Source organism: Luteimonas salinilitoris, assembly GCF_041300785.1.
Taxonomy (GTDB): domain Bacteria; phylum Pseudomonadota; class Gammaproteobacteria; order Xanthomonadales; family Xanthomonadaceae; genus Luteimonas; species Luteimonas salinilitoris.
In genome coordinates this window covers 73792-91545 of record NZ_JBFWIB010000001.1, presented here as the reverse complement: position 1 = coordinate 91545, position 17754 = coordinate 73792, and the positions used below count along the sequence as shown (strand labels likewise).

Genomic DNA, 17754 nt, shown 5'->3' with positions numbered 1-17754 from the left:
CCGGGCTCGATTAGCACGGCAGCGGCGATGTAGCTTGGCGCCGCACTTTGCATGCTGCACTCGCGGCAAAGAAAATGAACTTCTGACCAAGAAGATCGACGGATGCCCATAAAGAACACCCGTCAATCTTTACAGGCGACCAATTACTCGCATCATCCGCTACAGAAACATCCACCACCGTTGACTAGTCGTTCCGTTACAACCCCATTGATAAATGATGCCGGTGGAGTTATCCATTGCCAAGCACTTTGCGCTATGTCCGTTTCTAAACGTTCGCGCGATGCCAGCAACAGTAGATAGAGTCCAGCGCTGCGTGTAAGAGGTACCGCAAGCCCTTTGCACTACCCGAACAGAATCGGCCGTACTTACGGTTTGAAGATCCAGGCAAAGGTTCGTTTGAGTATTGCGTATGCGTACATGTTCGCTCTGACCAATAAACTCAAGCCTCCAGAACCAACTCTGGTTTTGGACGGCGCTGCAGACCCCTCCTACTACGAGTGCTTCGGCGGACCCTGATGCTGGAATCAAACAAGTTTGATAGCTTGAACTCTCTATCGTTGAAATAGTTGCCGAGGCATTACTGGAGAACCCGGCAACAACGGCGAAAGCAAGAGCTGATAGGATTTCCTTTTTCATGTGAACTCCTTGGACGCCTCGTGGGATTGAGGCACAAGCACGTTACACTCTCTGTCGCGAAGATTTTCGTGATGTTGATCAAAATCAATAGTGCTCGGTGTACGCGCTCCATGACATCCCGCTTTGTCTGACAGCAGCATCGTAATCCCAGTCGTCATGGGATCTATCCGGCAACCAGCTTCTGCTGGCGCATAGGGCCGGCTGGACGTTGATGGCTTGGCCGAGGCGCACCTGAATGCTCCGCAGCAGCAGTGAAGCCCAGCCCGCTCAGGTAGAGCCGAGCTTGCTCGGCTACTCGGCCTCCGGGAGCCGACGCCCAACGGCCTGCGGCATCGACACGCGACACCGGCTCATGCCGGCTCGATATCGGCGGTACGCAAAAGCAGCAGAGCAAGCTCCGCTCTACGGCAGGTCGGCGTAGACCACGGTCAAGGTCCGCTCGACCGCACCGCGCCCCTCCTCCACCAGCGCCGCCGCGGCCGAAGTCATCGCCGCGCGCTGCCCGCTGTCGGCCAGCAATGCTTCCAGCGCCGCGCCCACCGCGGCGGCATCGGCGCCGACGCGCAGGCCGCCGGCCTGCTCGAGCCGGCGCGCGATCTCGCTGAAGTTGTGCAAGTGCGGGCCGGTCACCACGGCGGTGCCGACCGCGGCCGGCTCGAGCAGGTTGTGCCCGCCCACGTCCTGCAGGCTGCCGCCGACGAACGCCACGTCGGCGCAGCCGTAGAAGTTCATCAGCTCGCCGAGCGTGTCGACCACGAACACCGCATCGTCCGCGTCCGGCCAGTGGGTGAACTTGCGGGTGGCGGTGCGCCAGCCGGCGGCGACCGCCTGCTGCGCGACGGCGCGGAAGCGCTCCGGGTGCCGCGGCGCCCACAGCAGCAGCAGGTCCGGCCAGCGTTCGCGCAGCCGGCGATGGATCTCCACGACCGGCGCTTCCTCCTCCTCGTGGGTGCTGGCGGCAATCCACACCGGCCGGGCGCCGATGCGGGCGCGGAAACCGCGCACGAACGCGTCCAGCGCGGGATCGACGGCGATGTCGTACTTGAGATTGCCGGTGACCACGATCTGCCCGGCCGAGGCGCCGAGGCGCTCGAACCGCCTGCCGTCGTCGACCGACTGCGCCGCCACCACCCGCACCGTGCGCAGCGCGCGGCCGACCAGCGGCCGGAGCACCCGGTAGCCGCGCAGCGAGCGCGCCGACAGCCGCGCATTGACCACGTATACCGGGATGCCGCGGTCGCGGCAGCAGAACAGCAGGTTCGGCCACAGCTCGGTTTCCACGATCAGGCCCAGCTGCGGCCGGTAATGATCGAGGAAGCGGCGCACCGCGCCGGACAGGTCGTAGGGCAGGTACACGTGCTCGACGCGCCCGTCCCAGAGTGTCGTCACCCGCGCCGAGCCGGTCGGGGTGATGGTGGTCACCAGCAGGCGCAGGTCGGGGCGCTGGTGCAGCAGGGCGTCGATCAGCGGCGCCGCCGCGTTGACCTCGCCCACCGACACCGCATGCACCCAGACGGTGGCGGCGTGCGGCGCATCGCGATACGAGGCGTAGCGCTCGCTCCAGCGCTGGAAGTATTCGGCCTGGCGGAAACCACGCCAGATCAGGTGATACACCGTCACCGGCACCAGGACATAGAGCACGGCCGAGTACAGGCCGCGCAGCAGGCGTTCGACGAGGGTTTCCGGCATCGCGGAAGGATACCCGCTGGCCCGCCGGCCGTGCGCGGTTGCGCGGTGCGGTGCGCATAATCGCTCGTCATCCCGGCGCAAGCTGGGATCCATTGAGCAGTGCGCGTAATCCCCCGTCATCCCAACGCACGCTGGGATCCAGCTGCAGTCGTTTGGCTGGTCGAAGCGGACCAGATCAAAATGGATGACTCGCTGCGCTTGCCCCGTATCGAGTGCGGGGCAAGCGCTTCGGGCCATTCGCTGGCGCGAATGTTCACTTCGGCCTTCGCAATCCAGCTTGCGCTGGGATGACGGTATCGGCGCCAGGCTTTACGTCTCTCGTCTCGTCTTCCGTCTCCCGCCTTCCTCGCTCGATCGCCGCCCGCCCGTACAATTCCCCCATGACCCGCACCGGCACGACACTCCACCGCCCGCCCCTGGCGCTGCGGCACTGGCCGGCGTGGATCGGCATCGGCCTGATGGCCGCCGCGGCGCGGCTGCCCTGGTCGTGGCAACGGGTACTGGGACGCGGGCTCGGTGCGTTGCTGCGGCGACTGCTGGGCAAGCGGCGCAAGGTGGCCGAGCGCAACCTGGCACTGTGCTTTCCCGAACTCGACCCCGAAGCCCGTGCAGCCCTGCTGCGCGCGCACTTCGTGACGCTGGGCATCGGATTGTTCGAGTTCGCCCGCGCGTGGTGGGGATCGGTGCAACCGCTGCGGCGCGGTCTCGTGGTCGAGGGCCTGGAACATCTGCAGGCTGCGCGCGCCGGCGGCCGCGGCGTGATCGTGGTCTCCGGGCACTTCACCACGCTCGAGGTCTGCGGCCGGCTGATGTGCGACCGCGTGCCGCTGGCCGGCATGTACCGCCCGCATGCGGAGCCGGCGATGGAATGGGCGGTCCGCCGCGGGCGCGCGCGCTACGCGGCGGCGATGTTCCCCAAGCAGGACGTGCGCGGCACCGTGCGCCACCTCAAGCGCGGCGGCCTGCTCTGGTACGCACCGGACCAGGACCCGAGCCGCGGCGATGCCGTCTACGTGCCGTTCTTCGGCCAGCCGGCGCACAGCCTGACCTCCACCCACCAGCTGGCGCGGCTGTCGGGCGCGGCGGTGGTGCTGTTCCGGCACGAGCGCCGCGCGGACGGCGGCTACTCGCTGCGGCTGTCGCCGGCGCTCGAGGACTTTCCCTCGCGCGACGCGACCGCGGACACGGCACGTGTCATGGCCGGCATCGAGGCGATGGTGCGCGCCGCGCCGGCGCAGTACCTATGGATCCACCGCCGCTTCAAGCGCCGGCCGGATGGAGAAGCCGTTTACTGAAGGAGCACGAACTGACGAGGAACGAGTGAAGAGGAACGAGAAACGAGTGTGGGAGCGAGGGAGTGCGACTCTACGGGGCGACCAGTCGCGACCCCCGCGCTCCACAAGCGGCGGGCCCTTGCCCTTACTCGTTTCTCACTCCTCGTTTCTCGTTCCTCGCTCCTCGCTCCCCGGCTCTTCCCGCGCCAGCAGGCTCCCTGCATACAGCGCCGCCAGCATCAGCGTCAGCCCGCCCCAGAACGTCGAATAGAACGCCAGGTGCGTGTTGAGCGGGAACACCGTCACCGCCAGTGCCAGCATCGCCGGTCGCGCGCGATCGCGCGCCTCGGTGTCGGCATAGCGCCATGCGCGCCAGGCCAGCGCGGCGCCGGCCAGCCACAGCAGCAGGCCGAGGCCGCCGGTCTCGCTGAGGATCTCCAGCACGATCTGGTGCGCATGCAGCGCCGGTCCCTCGCCCCAGACGGAGACCTTGCCCGCATGCGGATCGCAGGCCGGGAACGCCTCGCGGAAGCCGCGCGCGCCGACGCCGTTGACCGGCCGCTCGCCGGCCATGCACAGCGCCGCGCCCCAGATGCGCATGCGCCCGGACAACGCCATGTCGACCCCGGATTCGTCGGCAGTGACCATCTGCGCGGTGCGCTCGATGCGATCGCGCACCTGCGGCGAAGCCAAGGTCAGCAGCACGACCGTCGCCGCGCCGAAGCCGAACACGCCCGCGAGCCGTTTCCAGCCCAGCAGCCGCCAGCCCGAGAACAGCAGCACCAGGGCGAAGGTGAGCCACGACGCCCGCGCGCCCGCCAGCAGGATCACCAGTCCCAGGGCCGCCGCGGCCAGGATCCAGCCGCCGGTCCCGAAACGGCGCCCGGCCGCGTACAACACGAACGGCGACAGGCTCGCCAGCACCAGGCCGAGCTTGAGATTGCAGGGGCCGAGGACGCCGCTGAGGCGATCGACCGCGGCGACATCCTCGGCGCTGCACATCGGCCGGCCGCTGATCAGCTGCTTGGCCACGTCGATGCCGAAGAACAGCGGGCTGGTGCCGAAGAAGGCCTCGGCCAATCCGTCCAGGGTCCAGATGCCGACGATCACCGCCAGTCCGCCGAAGGTGATGCGGCGCCCGCGCCGGTCGGCCACCGCCGCGGCGACCAGCCACAGGAACGGCAGGTAGCGCAGGTCGACCAGCGACTCGCGCAGCGCCCGGCTGCCGTCGACCGCACCGACCGACGAGAACATTTCCGGCAACCAGTAGGCGAAGAACAGCACGCTGGTCAGCGCCCAGGCCTGCACGCTGAGCAGCGCGGTGCCGTTGGCGAAGCGCGCCATCAGCAAACGCACGATGGCCACCAGCGCACCGAGCACCATGACCCCTTCGGCGTAGCCCGGCGCCGGCCACAGCGCGACGAAGGCCAGCACCCAGTGCGGCGCCCAGCGCCAGCCGGGCGCGGCGGGATTACGGTCAGCGGCGGGCGAGTTCGGCATAGACGGCGAGCGTGGCGGCCTGCATGGCGGCGAGGGTGTAGGGCATCGTAGCGGGAAGGGCCGGCGCCTGCGCGAGCAGCGCACGCGCGGCATCGGCGAGCGCGGCGGGATCGAACGGCGCCACCGCGCCCCGCGGCTGCAGTTCGCGCAACAGTTCGCCGACGCCGCCGTGGTCCCAGCCGAGCACCGGGCGGCCGACCGAGAACGCCTCGATCACGGTACGCCCGAACGCCTCGGGCTTGCGCGACAGCTGCAGGACCAGGTCGGCGGCGGCATAGGCCTCGGCGATCCCCGCCGTCGGCGGCGTGATCGCCAGCGCATCGGCGACGCCGGCACGCGCGGCCTCGGCCTCGAGTTCGGCGACGTAGCGCTCGCGCCCGGCTTCGCGTGCGCCGGGCATCCACAGGCGCGCATCGACGCCGTCTGCACGCAACGCATCGAGCAATGCCACGGCGTCGGCGTGGCCCTTCAACCGGGTGCCGCGCCCGGGCAGCAGCAGCAGCGGGCCGTCGCCGGCCAGCCGCGGATGCTGCGCGGCCACGCGCGCGCGCGCCGCGCGATCCGGCGATGCCCGCCGCGGGAACGACTCCGGATCGATGCCGCGCGGCACCACCCGCAGGCGTGCGGCATCGGTCTGCGGGTAGTGCCGCAGCACGTAGTCGCGCACCGTCCGCGACACGCAGATCACGCGCTCGCCGCGGGCCATGATCGCGCTGTAGCGCGACGGCGAGTTCAGCCCGTGCACGGTGGTCACGAAACGCGGCCGGTCGGTGGCCGCCATGCCGCGCAGCGCGCGCCAGCCCAGCCAGGCCGGCAGGCGTGAGCGGGCGTGCACGATGTCGGCGCCGGAGGCCGCGAACAGCCGCCGCAGCGCCGCAATGTAGCGCAGGGTCAACAGCGACTTACGGCCGATGTCGAGGGTGCAGTGTTCGGCGCCGGTCGCCTGCAGCGCCGGCAGCAGGCGACCGCCGGCGGAGACCACCAGCGCCCGGTGCCCGGCACGCACCAGGGCCTCGGCGATTTCGATAGTGGAGCGCTCGACGCCGCCGGACACGAGCGCCGGCAGCAGCTGGACCACGGTGAGTCCCGGTTGCGTCGGCACCGGCGCGCAGGCCCCGGCCGGATCAGTCGAGCAGGACGAAGTGCGCGCCGCAATACGGGCAGTCGGACTCGCCGCCCTCGGCCTCGATCGGCAGGTACACGCGCGGATGCGAGTTCCACAGCGCCATCGAAGGCAGCGGACAGCTCAGCGGCAGGTCGCCGCGGCGGACTTCGTAGCGCCGCTGGGCGTTGGCTTGCTCGGGACTGGCTTCGGCTGCGGACATGGCGGGAGACCGGGTGGGACAGGCCGCCAGTTTACCGCCCCGCGCCATGACTGCGGCGTGTCGTCACCGCGGCGACGCGTCAGCGCAGCCAGCCGCGCGCCGCCGCCCGGCGTGCATACCAGAACAGGAACCCCGCGATGGCGACGATCAGCAGCGTCATCGGCAGTCCCGAGGCGCCGGACGCCGCCCAGGCGGGGGTCAGCGCATAGACGCCGGCCATCTGCACCACCACTGCCAGCAGCGAGACGGCGAACATCGCCACTGCCCAGCGCCGGCGCAACAGCAGGGCGAGCGAGCCCAGCACGCCGCCGAACACCGCCACGCCATACGGGATGTCCAGCCAGGCCGGCATCGCTGCATAGACCTGCTGCTGTTCGGGCGGCAGCGCCGCGATCTGCTCCGGGCCCAAGTTGGTCTGCAGGAAGAACATCGCCACGCCAATCAGGTTCCAGACCAGCGCGACCGCTCCGACCACCCACAGCGTGGCCGGCACCTTCGTCGTGTCCATAGCTCCCTCCCCGGGATTCGCCTGGTGATGGCGCCGAGGCTACGCCTCGCCGACGCGCGCATCCAGTACCGCCGGGCGGGCCAGGGCGGGCCAACAGGCCCTAGAGCCAGCCCTTCTGCCGCGCCAGCCGGTAGGCCTCGATACGGTTGCCGACCCCGAGCTTGCCGATCGCCTCGGACAGGTAGTTGCGCACGGTCCCCTGCGACAGGCGCAGCTGGCCGGCGATCTCGCCCGCCGAGCGGCCCTCGCCGGCCAGGCGCAGCACCTGGCGCTCGCGGTCGCTGAGCGGATCGGCCTCGGACCACGCCTCCAGCGCCAGCTGCGGATCGAGGGCGCGGCCGCCGCGGTGCACCTTGCGCAGCGCCTCGGCCAGCTCCTCGGCCGGCGCGTCCTTGAGCAGGTAGCCGGACACGCCGGCGTCGAGCGCCCGGCGCAGGAAGCCCGGGCGCGCGAAAGTGGTCACGATCACCACCTTTACCGGCAGTTCGTGGCGATGGATGCGCTGCGCCAGCTCCAGGCCGCTGAGGCCCGGCATTTCGATGTCGGTCACCAGCAGGTCCGGATGCAGCCGCTGCAGCTCGCGCCACGCGCTCTCGCCGTCGGCGCAGGCGCCGACCACCTCGATATCGGACTCCAGCCCCAGCAGTGCCGACAGTGCGCCGCGCACCAGCGCCTGGTCCTCGGCGAGCAGCACGCGGATCATCGACGGCGCGGACGCGGAGCGGGCATCGGCGCAACATAACAGGGCCGGCCGGCGCCGGCCGCGGCGCGGTCGATCGCCATCGGGCAGCGTGCCGCGCGCGCCGCTTCAGCGGGCATGGTCATCTTCGACGGCCAGCGGCACGCGTGCCTCGAGCCGGGTGCCGCCGCCCTCGATCGCGTCGATGCGCAGACAACCACGCGCCGCCTCCAGCCGCTCGCGCATGCCCGCTAGGCCGTTGCCGGGCACGATCGCGCCGCCGCGGCCATCGTCCACGACGCGCAGCACCGCCTCGCCGCCCACGACCGTGAACCAGACTTCGGCGCGGCTGGCCCGCGCATGGCGCTGGACGTTGGTGATCGCCTCGCGCACGGTGAGTGCCAGCGCCGTCTCGACGGACGGCGGCAGCACGGCGTCGACGTCATCGCCCTCGAGCCGGTAGCCGAACGCCACCCCGTCGCACTCCAGCAACAGCCGCGCCGAAGCCAGCTCCGCGGCGATGCCGGCGGCGCGGATGCCGCTGACCGCGCGCCGCACCTGCGCCAGGGCGTCGCGGGCGCCGCGGGCGACCTGCTCGATCTCCGCGCGCGCCGCATCCGGATCGCGCGCCACCAGGCGAGCGGCCAGGTCCGACTTCAGCGCCACCATCGAAAGCGTGTGCCCCAGCAGGTCGTGGAGGTCACGGCCGATGCGCTCGCGCTCGGCGGTCGCGGCCAGCCGGCGCACTTCCTCCTGCGAGAGCTTGAGCGCGAGATCCTTCCTCTTGCCGATGTGCTCGACGTGCACCACGATGCCGACGATGAGAGTCACCGGTGGAATCCACGCCAGCATCCGCCACGGATAGCCGAGCCACAGCGCCCAGCCGAGCAGCACCACGTTGAGCGCCAGCAGCAGCGCCAGATAGGGCGCGAGCGCACGCACGCGCTGCGGATGCAGCAGCACGCAGCCGAACACGAAGTAGCTGAAACCGGCGGGGTACCAGGGCAGCAGCACCAGGCACAGGGCGACCATCGCCAGCGCGTACCGATGCGCGCTGCGCGCCGGCGCCGTCAGTACCCGGGCGTAGAGCAGCAGGAACAGCGGCCAGGAAGCCAGCGTCAGCCACAGCCAGCGCGCGTCGTAGCCGTTGGGCGTGAACGCCGGGGTGATGAACACCCAACCCGACCACAGCGCGTGCACGGCATCGGTCCAGGGCGACCTGCCAGCAGACTTGGCGTTGCCGGCCACCGAGTCGGGGGCCGGCCGCAGCCATTGCGGGAGGCGGGCCGGGTGCATGCCGGCCATCATGCCACCGCCTCAGTGCAGCTCGACATCGTCGAGCACGCACTCGGCGCCCGCGGGTCGCCTGGCGACGAAGCCGATGCCGCGCAACCGCGAAGGGATCCCGGGCGTGCGCTTCTTCACGATGGCTCCTTGAAAGGCAAGTACGGATCAGCCCACCGACGCCAGGCGCCGGCGTGCGAGCAGGAAACAGGCGAGCGTCACCAGCGCCAGCACCGCCAGGTGCAGCCAGAGGCTGCCGCCGACGTCGCCGTCGACGACCTTCAACGCCACCTGGCCGAAATGGTAGGCGGGCCACGTCGGCGCCAGCCTGGCGAGGATGTCCGGCAGCACCGCCAGCGGCAGCAGCAACCCGGACAGGAACGACATCGGCAGGAACAGCAGATTGATCAGCGCCGGCGCGGCGTTGCCGCTGACCAGGGTGCCCAGGTACATGCCCAGCGCGCAGAACGGCAGCACCCCGAGCACGTTCACGGTCAGCAGCAGCGCCCAACGCGTCGCCGGCAGCGCCACGCCGGCCAGCGTGGCGGCCAGCGCCATCAGCAGCAGCGTGACCATGGCCGCGAACAGCATCGACATCGCCATCCGCGCCAGCAGCCACGCGCCGGGCGGCACCGGCAGCGCGCGCTTGAGTTGCAGGAATCCCTGTGCGCGGTCCAGCGCGGTGGTGACGCCGAAGCCGAACAGCCCCGCGCCGATGACCCCGAAGGCGCCGTAGCCTGCCAGCAGCTGCGCTCCCGCGGGACCACGGCCGCCGCCGAGCAGTACCGCGAACAGCAGGTAGAACAGCGCCGGGAACAGCAGCGTCGGCAGCACGTACATCGGTTCGCGCAGCAGACGCAGGGACTCGCAGCGCGCCTCGAGCACGTAGCTGCGCCACCGCGGTGCGGATGCGGAAGGAGCAACGGTATCGATGATGACGTCCATCAGGCGGCCTCCTGTCGGGATTCGCGGCTCAGTTCGAGGAAGGCGTCGGCCAGGCCGGCGCGGCGCACCTCGAGATCGTGCAGTTGCGGATCGCCGTCGAGCAGCCGCCGCACCACGGCCTCGGCCGCAGAGGCCACGATCTCCAGGGACTCGCCCTGGCGGGTCGCGCTGTGCACCTGCGGCCAGCGCGCGACCGTGTCGGCATCGAGCGTCGAGGCGCAGCGGATACGTCGCTGCACCACCCGTGCGCGGACCTCCGCCACGCTGCCGGCCGCAACCACGCGCCCGGCCTCCAGCATGACCACGCGGTCGGCCAGCGCCTCCGCCTCCTCGAGGTAGTGCGTGGTCAGCAACACCGCACTGCCCTCGGCGACCAGCTCGCGCACCGCCCGCCACACCTGCTCTCGCGCCTGGATGTCCAGGCCGGTGGTCGGTTCGTCGAGGAACAGCACCTGCGGCCGCCCGCAGATCGCCAGCGCGAACTGCACCCGGCGCTGCTGCCCGCCGGAGAGACGGCCGTATCGGCGGCCGAGCAGGCCGTCCAGCCCGGCCAGCGCCACGCAGTCGGCGACGCTGCGCGGCGCCGGATAGTAGCTGCGGGTGAGTTCGAGCAGCTCACCTACGCGCAGCGTTCCCGGGATGCCGGCGCTCTGCAGCATCACGCCGGCGCCGCGACGTGCGGCCAACGCTTCCGGCGCCATGCCGAGCAAGGTGGCCTGGCCGGCGTCGGGCTGCAGCAATCCGAGCAGCAGGCCGACCGCGGTGCTCTTGCCGGCGCCGTTGGCGCCGAGCAGCGCCAGCACCTCGCCGCCGTGCAGCGTCAGGTCGACGCCGTCGAGCGCGCAGGTGCTGCCGTATCGCTTTCCCGCCGCGCGCAACCGCGCCGGCACCGCATCTTCGTGTTGCATCGTCGCTTGCCCTCGTGGCCGGATGACGCCATCCTCGGCGCCGGGGCCTGGCACCGGCAGTCGCCGGCATCAGGAAAAGCAGGTGACAACCGTCAGGTGATCGCGGGCGGGATCCGCGCCAGTCTGTCTCGGGTCGCCCGACCCCGGCCATCGCGTGACTTCCGGCCGCTGCCCATGGCGCCGCCGGCCGTCACACTCGCACCGGATCTTCCGTCCCGGGTACGCATGAATAACCAGAACAACCAAGCCGACCTGCTCAAGGAACTGCGCATCGACCGCAAGTCCGGACCGCCGCCCTCGCGGCGCGGCCCGTGGATCGCGGCCGCCGTGGTCGTCGCCCTGCTCCTGGCCGCGCTCGCCGCCTGGGCGCTGTTCGGCCGCGACCGCGGGATCGAGGTGCGCACCGCGCAGGTCGTGGCCACGGGCGGCGGCACGGCGTCCGCCTCGGTGCTCGACGCCAGCGGCTACGTGGTCGCGCGGCGCATGGCGACGGTCTCGGCCAAGATCACCGGCCGGGTGCGCGAGGTGCTGATCGAGGAAGGCATGGCCGTGAAGGAAGGCCAGGTCATGGCCACGCTCGACCCGATCGACGCCGACGCCCAGCGCAGCCTCTCCGCCGCGCAGCTCGCCGCCGCGCGTACCCAGGTCGGCAACGTGCAGGCGCAGCTGAAGGAAGCCGAGGCCAACGCGCGCCGGTTGGAGTCGCTGGTGCAGCAGCAGCTGGTCTCGCGCGCGCAGTACGAGCAGGCGGTGGCGGAACGCGACTCGCTGCGCGCGCAGCTGGCCTCGACGCAGCGCAACGTCGAGGTCGCCGGCGACCAGCTCAGGATCGCCGACATCGGCGTCGACAACACCGTCGTGCGCGCGCCGTTCGACGGCGTCGTGGTGGCGAAGGCGGCGCAGCCGGGCGAGATCGTCTCGCCGCTGTCGGCCGGCGGCGGCTTCACGCGTACCGGCATCGGCACCGTGGTCGACATGGACTCGCTGGAGATCGAGGTCGACGTCGGCGAGGCCTATATCGGCCGGGTGAAGCCGAAGATGCCGGTCGAGGCGACGCTCAACGCCTATCCGGACTGGAAGATCCCGGCCGAGGTGATCGCCATCGTGCCCACCGCCGACCGCGGCAAGGCCACGGTGAAAGTGCGCGTGGCGCTGAAGGAGAAGGATCCGCGAATCGTGCCGGACATGGGTGTCAACGTGAGCTTCCTCGAGGCCGAACCGCCGGCCGGCGAGCAGGCGCCGCGGGAAGCCCGCGTGGCCGCCGACGCCATCGTGCAGCGCGACGGCGACGATGTCGCATTCGTCATCGACGGCGGCGATCCGGCTACGGTCGAGCGCCGCACGGTGGAGCCCGGGCGCGCGATCGGCGACGACCGGCAGGTGCTGTCCGGGCTGAGCGCCGGCGAGACCGTGGTGCTGGCGCCGCCGGCTGAGCTGGAGGACGGCAGCCGGGTACGAGTGGTGCAATGAGCGTGCGTCGAAATCGCCGTCCCCCGTTCGTCGCACCCATGGCAACGAGGCTGTTGCCGCTGAATGCTCCGAGAACAGAAGTGAGTGAATAGGAGTGAGAAACGAGTGGGATCAGGCGCCTCCTCTCATTTCTCACTCCTATTCACTCACTCCTGGCCTTAGCCCCGGGGCATGTCCCCGACCGACACGAGGTAACGCAATGGCATCCCTGGTATCGACCCGCAACCTCACCAAGACCTACCAGCGCGGCCCGGAGAAGATCGAGGTGCTGCACGGCATCGACCTCGAGATCGCCAAGGGCGACTTCATCGCGCTGATGGGCCCCTCCGGCTCGGGCAAGAGCACCCTGCTCAACCTGATCGGCGGCCTGGACAACCCGACCTCCGGCGAGATCGAGGTCGACGGCGCCCGCATCGACACCATGGGCGCCGGCCAGCTGGCGCAGTGGCGCAGCGACCATGTCGGCTTCGTGTTCCAGTTCTACAACCTGATGCCGATGCTCAGCGCGCAGCGCAATGTCGAGCTGCCGCTGCTGCTGACCAACCTGGGCGGGGCGCAGCGCAAGCGCAACGCCGAGGTCGCGCTGACCCTGGTCGGGCTTGCCGACCGCAGTTCGCACCGGCCCAACGAGCTCTCCGGCGGCCAGCAGCAGCGCGTGGCGATCGCGCGCGCGATCGTGTCCGATCCCACCCTGCTGATCTGCGACGAGCCCACCGGCGATCTCGACCGCCACTCGGCCGAGGAGATCCTGGGCCTGCTGCAGACGCTCAACCGCGAGCACGGCAAGACTATCGTCATGGTCACCCACGACCCGAAGGCGGCCGAGTACGCCACGCATACCCTGCATCTGGACAAGGGCACGCTGGTGGAGCAGGTGCGGCATGCCGCCTGAGAGATGAGGAACGAGTGGAGAGAAACGAGGAACGAGTAGGAGCGGACAGCCGCTCTCTCGTTTCTCATGCCTCCCCACTCGTTTCTCGTTCCTCGTTTCTCGTTCCTCGCTCCACCCCCAGCACCACTACAGGCACGCACGAGGTAGCGACATGAAATACCTGCCCCTGATCTGGGCCGAGCTGTTCCGGCGCAAGACGCGGACGATCCTGACCCTGCTGTCGATCCTGGCGGCGTTCCTGCTGTTCGGGCTGCTCAACGGCGTGCGCGACAGCTTCGCCCAGGCCGGGCAGAGCGCGGCCGGCGCCGAGCGCCTGCAGACCGGCTCGCGCCTGTCCTTCATCCAGGCGCTGCCGATGGCGCTGCACGCGCGCATCGCGCAGGTCGACGGCGTGGAGGCGGTGACCTACGCCAACTGGTTCGGCGGCGCCTATCAGGATCCGCGCAACCAGATTTTCAGTTTCGCGGTCGCGCCGAACTATCTCGATCTCTACCCGGAGATCTCGGTCGACCCGAAGCAGCGCGAGGCCTTCAACAACACGCGTACCGGCGTGCTGGTCGGCGAGGCGCTGATGGAGCGCTTCGACTGGGAAGTGGGGCAGCGCATCCCGCTGCAGTCCACCATCTTCCCCAACCGCGACGGCAGCAAGAACTGGGAGTTCGACATCGTCGGCGTGATGAGCGCCGCCGACAAGAAGAGCGGCGGCTGGTACGACCAGATGTTGATGCTGCAATGGAAGTACTTCGACGAGTCCACGTCCTACAACCAGGGGCAGGCGGGCTGGTACGTCAGCCGCGTCGCCGACGTCAACCAGGCCGACCGCGTGGCCAAGGCGATCGACGCGCTGTCGGCCAACTCCGCCAACGAGACCAAGACCCAGACCGAGCAGGCGGCGACCGCGTCGTGGATGAAGCAGATGGCCGACATCGGCCTGATCGTCGGCTCGATCATGGGCGCGGTGTTCTTCACCCTGTTGCTGCTGACCGGCAACACCATGGCGCAGGCGGTACGCGAGCGCATCCCGGAACTGGCGGTGCTCAAGACCATCGGCTTCCGCGACGGCACCGTGCTCGGCCTGGTGCTCGCCGAATCGGTCGTACTGGTGCTGATCGGTGGCGTGCTCGGGCTGGGGCTGGCGGCGGTGCTCGGGCCGATGGTGAGCGCCGGGTCGGGGGGCGTGATCAACCTGCCGGCGATCGGCCTCAGCAGCTGGCTGCTGGGACTGGGCCTGATGATCGCGATCGGACTGCTGGTGGGCGCACTGCCCGCGCTACGCGCGATGCGGCTGAACATCGTCGATGCGCTGGCCGGACGTTAACGGAGAGACCGACATGGGCAAGTTGAAATCGTTTCTCGGCGGCCTCGGCCTGTTGTTGGTGGTGGTGCTCGGCATCGCCGCCTGGCTGGCCCTGCCGTGGCAGGCGCTGCTGGCGGTGGCGGTCGCGTTCGCGCTGTGGATGGCGCTCACCCGGCGCGGCCGCCAAGCGGGGTCGGTGACCCAGGTCGGCGTCAGCACGATCCGCCAGCGTCTCGGCGCCTCGTCGGTGATCGTGATCGGCATCGCCGGCGTGGTCGCGGTGCTGGTGGCGCTGCTGGCAATGGCGGAAGGTTACCGCGAGACCCTGCGCAAGAGCGGCAGCGAGGACACCGCGATCGTCCTGCGCGGCGCCTCCGCGGCCGAGGTGATGTCGACGCTGGCGCGCGACTCCGTGATCGTGGTCGAGCAGGCGCCGGGCGTGGCCCGCGACGCCGACGGACGGCCGATCGCCTCGGCGGAACTGGTGGTGGCGGCCAACCTGCCGATCAAGGACGGCGCCCCCGACGAGGACGGCAGCGTGCAGCTGCGCGGCGTCGGCGAGCGCGCCTGGGACGTGCGCCCGAACCTGGAGATCGTCGAGGGCCGCCGGTTCGAGCCCGGCAAGCGCGAGATCGTGGCCGGCCTGGGCGCACGCCGCCAGTTCGCCGATCTCGACGTCGGCAAGCAGATCCGCCTGGGCAGCGACCTGTGGACCGTGGCCGGCATCTTCCGCTCCGGAGACGCCATGGAGTCGGAGCTGTGGGCGGACGCCGAGATCGTCGCCGCGACCTATCGCCGCGGCAGCTCGCGCACCTCGGTCACGGTCAGGCTCGACGGTCGCGACGCCTTCGAGCCGTTCAAGGCGGCGCTGGCCGCCGATCCGCGCGTCGATGTCGACGCCAGCACCACGCTCGAATACTTCAGCAAGCAGTCGGAGCAGATGACCACGATCATCCGCATCATCGGCATCGTGGTCGGTTCGATCATGGCGATCGGCGCGGTGTTCGGCGCGCTCAACACCATGTTCGCCACCGTGGCCACGCGCGCGCGCGAGATCGCGACCTTGCGCGCGATCGGCTTTCGCGGCGCGCCGGTGGTGGTGGCGGTGATGCTGGAGACGATGCTGCTGGCACTGCTCGGCGGGCTGCTCGGCGGACTGCTGGCGTGGCTGGTGTTCAACGGCTATACCGCCTCGACCATCGCCGGCGGCGTCGGCCAGCTGACGTTCCAGTTCGACGTCTCGCCGGCGGTGCTGTGGACCGGGCTGAAATGGGCGCTGGCGATCGGCTTCGTCGGTGGCCTGTTCCCGGCGCTGCGGGCGGCGCGGCTGCCGGTGACGACGGCGCTGCGGGCGGCGTGAGCGCGGCGCCGCCGGGCGATCCGCTCGCGCCCGAGGCGCTGCGGCGCCTGTCCGGACGCGAGCTCGAAGCGCTGTACGCCGGCCTGCACCGGCGCGTGTTCGAGTGCTACGACGACGGCGAACTGGCGGCCGAGTCCGGCCGTGTCGACCACGGAACCGCGACCGCGCGCGCGCAGGCGCAGGCCGCACCGCTGATCGAGCAGGCGCGCGCCGTGCACGCCGAGCGCGTGGCGCGCCTGCGCCGACGTGCACGCCGCTGGTGGATCGCCACGGTGGTGGTGGCGATCGCCGGTTGCGGCACGATCGCCTGGCTGCTGCTGGCGCGGGGTTGACCGGCGCGGGACCGTCGCTTCCCGGCCGCTATCGCGCCGGTTCCACCGGATCCACCGGATCCACCCAGCCCGCGCCGACCGCTGCCCGCAGCTGTTCCGGCGTATCGATGTCGAACCGCAGCTCGGAAGCCTCGAGCCGGCCCAGTTCCGCCTCCGGCAACGCCCGCAGCACGCCACGCAGCCCCTGGTCGCCGTGCAGTGCGGCAGCCTGTCGCAACAGCGTCATGGGCACGACCGCCGGAATGCCGGCGAGGTCGCCGTGCACGGTCGCAGCACAGCCGGACGCAGGTCCGTGCGCCAGCGCCAGCAGCGCTTCCAGGTGGGATCTCTCCAGTGCCGGCTGGTCGCAGCCCAGGATCAGGCAACTGCCCGCAGCCGTCGCCAGCGCATCGGCAGCCACGCGCAGGCTCGTCGACAGCCCCTGCTCCCAGTCCGGATTGAGAAGGGTCTCGACAGGCGACTCGTGCAGCGCCGCGGCCATCGCCGCGTGCCCGGCGCCGACGATCACGAGCACGCGCACGGGCGCAGTCGCCAGCGCCAGCCGTGCGGCGCGGCACAGCAGCGGCTCGCCCGCACGCGTCAGCAGTTGCTTGGGACGGCCCAGCCGCCGGCTGCCGCCCGCCGCCAGCACCACCGCGACATGCCGCGCGCTCACGGCGCCTCGCCGCCGCGCCAGGCCTGCAGCTGCGCGGCGATGCTCAACGCGATCGCCTCCGGCCCATGCCCGCCGAGGTCCAGGCCGACCGGCGAGTGCAGCCGCGGCGCGAGGGTCGCGCGCGCCGACTCCGGCAGCACCCGGAACAGGTCCTCGCGCCGGCGCGGCGGCCCGAGCAGACCGATGAGGGGAATGACGCTGCCGGCGAGCGCCGCCAGCGCCGCGCGATCGAGTTCGAAGTTGTGCTGCATCACCAGCGCCGCCGCGTACGGGGCCGCATCCGGGTCGACCACGACCGTCGCCGCGTCGCCTTCGATCACCCGGTCGGCCAGCTGCGCCTGCGCACGCCAGCGCTCGCGCCGCTCGACCACCGTGGTCATCCAGCCGAGCCGGCGCAGCAGCGGCAGCAAGCCGGCCGATTCCGGCCCGGCGCCGAACACCAGCACCCGGCGCGGCGCGGCGATCGGCAACCGGCACGGCAGCGGCGGCAATGCCGATACCGCCGCGGACACCGGCAATCGCCAGCGAAGGCGCCGGCCGCCGATCACGGCGGCGACGACGCCGGCCTCCTCGATCGTCAGCTGCAGCGCGGCGCCCTGGAGCCAGTCGCGCACCACCTCGTCCCATCCCGTCAGGGCACGCAACGGCAGCAATGCCAGGCGCAGGCGGCCACGGCAGCCGAGCGCCGAGCCCGAGAACAGGTCCTCGTCGTCGCGCGTGTCCACGTCCATCCACGCCACCTGCCCGGCGGCCGCCGCGGTGCAGGCGTTGAGCGCGATCTCCGGCTCCAGGCAGCCGCCGCTGAGCCAGCCGACCTGCGTATCGCCGGCACCGAACAGCGCCATCGCCCCGGCACGCACGTAGGTGGAGCCCTCGGTGGCGGCGACGACGACCAGCGCGGCCGTTTCCCCACGCCACAGGGCGGCGAGCGATGCTTCCATCACCATGCGCTGTTCGGACATGACACTCCCAGGCTCATCGGCCGCAACGGCCGTCGACG

General features: G+C 70.8%; 18 protein-coding genes. 6 read left to right on the top strand and 12 right to left on the bottom strand.

The features are described 5' to 3' along the window. Positions 1–159: 159 nt before the first annotated feature. Both AB5T46_RS00415 and waaA read right to left on the bottom strand, forming a co-directional pair. Positions 160–636 carry an RICIN domain-containing protein gene (locus tag AB5T46_RS00415; RefSeq protein ID WP_370561796.1) on the bottom strand — a complete coding sequence of 159 codons (477 nt, stop codon included), beginning with the start codon at positions 634–636 and terminating at the stop codon, positions 160–162. A 402-nt stretch (positions 637–1038) separates the two neighbouring features. Continuing rightward, the gene (gene waaA / locus AB5T46_RS00410) at positions 1039–2325 is read right to left on the bottom strand and encodes a lipid IV(A) 3-deoxy-D-manno-octulosonic acid transferase (RefSeq protein ID WP_370561794.1); all 1287 of its coding nucleotides are present in this window, start codon (positions 2323–2325) and stop codon (positions 1039–1041) included. 380 nt (positions 2326–2705) lie between these two features. On the opposite strand from waaA, the gene lpxL reads away from it, so the two are divergent. After that, the gene (lpxL, locus tag AB5T46_RS00405) at positions 2706–3620 is read left to right on the top strand and encodes an LpxL/LpxP family Kdo(2)-lipid IV(A) lauroyl/palmitoleoyl acyltransferase (protein ID WP_370561793.1); all 915 of its coding nucleotides are present in this window, start codon (positions 2706–2708) and stop codon (positions 3618–3620) included. 135 nt (positions 3621–3755) lie between these two features. On the opposite strand, the gene AB5T46_RS00400 is transcribed toward lpxL, so the two are convergent. The 8 genes from AB5T46_RS00400 to AB5T46_RS00365 all read right to left on the bottom strand — a co-directional run bounded on the left by AB5T46_RS00400 (position 3756) and on the right by AB5T46_RS00365 (position 10748). Continuing rightward, positions 3756–5099: an O-antigen ligase family protein gene (locus AB5T46_RS00400; protein WP_370561792.1), complete on the bottom strand. Its 1344-nt coding sequence runs from the start codon at positions 5097–5099 to the stop codon at positions 3756–3758. Next, positions 5077–6201, bottom strand: coding sequence for a glycosyltransferase (locus tag AB5T46_RS00395; RefSeq protein WP_370561790.1), 1125 nt, complete (start codon positions 6199–6201; stop codon positions 5077–5079). The genes AB5T46_RS00400 and AB5T46_RS00395 overlap by 23 nt, the downstream gene beginning before the upstream one ends. A gap of 22 nt (positions 6202–6223) precedes the next feature. Continuing rightward, positions 6224–6424 (bottom strand): zinc-finger domain-containing protein, encoded by a 201-nt coding sequence (locus AB5T46_RS00390; protein WP_370561789.1) that lies wholly within the window; start codon positions 6422–6424, stop codon positions 6224–6226. Positions 6425–6503: 79 nt separating this feature from the next. Then, positions 6504–6932 carry a hypothetical protein gene (locus AB5T46_RS00385; protein WP_370561788.1) on the bottom strand — a complete coding sequence of 143 codons (429 nt, stop codon included), beginning with the start codon at positions 6930–6932 and terminating at the stop codon, positions 6504–6506. Between the two features lie 100 nt (positions 6933–7032). Then, positions 7033–7635 carry a response regulator gene (locus AB5T46_RS00380; RefSeq protein ID WP_370561786.1) on the bottom strand — a complete coding sequence of 201 codons (603 nt, stop codon included), beginning with the start codon at positions 7633–7635 and terminating at the stop codon, positions 7033–7035. Positions 7636–7740: 105 nt separating this feature from the next. Next, positions 7741–8907 carry a sensor histidine kinase gene (locus AB5T46_RS00375; RefSeq protein WP_370561783.1) on the bottom strand — a complete coding sequence of 389 codons (1167 nt, stop codon included), beginning with the start codon at positions 8905–8907 and terminating at the stop codon, positions 7741–7743. A 156-nt stretch (positions 8908–9063) separates the two neighbouring features. Continuing rightward, the gene (locus AB5T46_RS00370) at positions 9064–9840 is read right to left on the bottom strand and encodes an ABC transporter permease (protein WP_370561780.1); all 777 of its coding nucleotides are present in this window, start codon (positions 9838–9840) and stop codon (positions 9064–9066) included. Beyond that, entirely contained in the window at positions 9840–10748 is a 909-nt protein-coding gene (locus AB5T46_RS00365) for an ABC transporter ATP-binding protein (protein ID WP_370561778.1), read from the bottom strand. Before AB5T46_RS00365 ends, AB5T46_RS00370 begins: the two co-directional genes overlap by 1 nt. Before the next feature lie 225 nt (positions 10749–10973). On the opposite strand from AB5T46_RS00365, the gene AB5T46_RS00360 reads away from it, so the two are divergent. The 5 genes from AB5T46_RS00360 (at position 10974) to AB5T46_RS00340 (ending at position 16099) form a co-directional block, all read left to right on the top strand. Then, positions 10974–12218 (top strand): efflux RND transporter periplasmic adaptor subunit, encoded by a 1245-nt coding sequence (locus tag AB5T46_RS00360; protein WP_370561776.1) that lies wholly within the window; start codon positions 10974–10976, stop codon positions 12216–12218. Between the two features lie 199 nt (positions 12219–12417). Next, a complete protein-coding gene (locus AB5T46_RS00355; protein ID WP_370561773.1) occupies positions 12418–13110 on the top strand; it encodes an ABC transporter ATP-binding protein in 693 nt (230 codons plus the stop codon). Between the two features lie 151 nt (positions 13111–13261). Then, positions 13262–14428 carry an ABC transporter permease gene (locus AB5T46_RS00350; RefSeq protein WP_370561771.1) on the top strand — a complete coding sequence of 389 codons (1167 nt, stop codon included), beginning with the start codon at positions 13262–13264 and terminating at the stop codon, positions 14426–14428. Positions 14429–14441: 13 nt separating this feature from the next. Further along, complete coding sequence (locus AB5T46_RS00345) at positions 14442–15767, top strand: ABC transporter permease (RefSeq protein WP_370561770.1); 1326 nt, start codon at positions 14442–14444, stop codon at positions 15765–15767. Further along, complete coding sequence (locus AB5T46_RS00340) at positions 15764–16099, top strand: hypothetical protein (protein ID WP_370561769.1); 336 nt, start codon at positions 15764–15766, stop codon at positions 16097–16099. The genes AB5T46_RS00345 and AB5T46_RS00340 overlap by 4 nt, the downstream gene beginning before the upstream one ends. A gap of 28 nt (positions 16100–16127) precedes the next feature. Here AB5T46_RS00340 and AB5T46_RS00335 read toward each other — a convergent pair whose 3' ends face one another. Both AB5T46_RS00335 and AB5T46_RS00330 read right to left on the bottom strand, forming a co-directional pair. Further along, a complete protein-coding gene (locus AB5T46_RS00335; RefSeq protein ID WP_370561768.1) occupies positions 16128–16754 on the bottom strand; it encodes a nucleotidyltransferase family protein in 627 nt (208 codons plus the stop codon). Beyond that, complete coding sequence (locus AB5T46_RS00330; protein ID WP_370561767.1) at positions 16751–17716, bottom strand: XdhC family protein; 966 nt, start codon at positions 17714–17716, stop codon at positions 16751–16753. The genes AB5T46_RS00335 and AB5T46_RS00330 overlap by 4 nt, the downstream gene beginning before the upstream one ends. Positions 17717–17754: the final 38 nt, after the last annotated feature.

Coding starts and splice junctions, on each gene's coding strand:
- AB5T46_RS00415 (WP_370561796.1), bottom strand. CDS start 636: ATGAAAAAGGAAATCCTATCAGCTCTTGCTTTCGCCGTTGTTGCCGGG.
- waaA (WP_370561794.1), bottom strand. CDS start 2,325: ATGCCGGAAACCCTCGTCGAACGCCTGCTGCGCGGCCTGTACTCGGCC.
- lpxL (WP_370561793.1), top strand. CDS start 2,706: ATGACCCGCACCGGCACGACACTCCACCGCCCGCCCCTGGCGCTGCGG.
- AB5T46_RS00400 (WP_370561792.1), bottom strand. CDS start 5,099: ATGCCGAACTCGCCCGCCGCTGACCGTAATCCCGCCGCGCCCGGCTGG.
- AB5T46_RS00390 (WP_370561789.1), bottom strand. CDS start 6,424: ATGTCCGCAGCCGAAGCCAGTCCCGAGCAAGCCAACGCCCAGCGGCGC.
- AB5T46_RS00385 (WP_370561788.1), bottom strand. CDS start 6,932: ATGGACACGACGAAGGTGCCGGCCACGCTGTGGGTGGTCGGAGCGGTC.
- AB5T46_RS00380 (WP_370561786.1), bottom strand. CDS start 7,635: ATGATCCGCGTGCTGCTCGCCGAGGACCAGGCGCTGGTGCGCGGCGCA.
- AB5T46_RS00375 (WP_370561783.1), bottom strand. CDS start 8,907: ATGCACCCGGCCCGCCTCCCGCAATGGCTGCGGCCGGCCCCCGACTCG.
- AB5T46_RS00370 (WP_370561780.1), bottom strand. CDS start 9,840: ATGGACGTCATCATCGATACCGTTGCTCCTTCCGCATCCGCACCGCGG.
- AB5T46_RS00365 (WP_370561778.1), bottom strand. CDS start 10,748: ATGCAACACGAAGATGCGGTGCCGGCGCGGTTGCGCGCGGCGGGAAAG.
- AB5T46_RS00360 (WP_370561776.1), top strand. CDS start 10,974: ATGAATAACCAGAACAACCAAGCCGACCTGCTCAAGGAACTGCGCATC.
- AB5T46_RS00355 (WP_370561773.1), top strand. CDS start 12,418: ATGGCATCCCTGGTATCGACCCGCAACCTCACCAAGACCTACCAGCGC.
- AB5T46_RS00350 (WP_370561771.1), top strand. CDS start 13,262: ATGAAATACCTGCCCCTGATCTGGGCCGAGCTGTTCCGGCGCAAGACG.
- AB5T46_RS00345 (WP_370561770.1), top strand. CDS start 14,442: ATGGGCAAGTTGAAATCGTTTCTCGGCGGCCTCGGCCTGTTGTTGGTG.
- AB5T46_RS00330 (WP_370561767.1), bottom strand. CDS start 17,716: ATGTCCGAACAGCGCATGGTGATGGAAGCATCGCTCGCCGCCCTGTGG.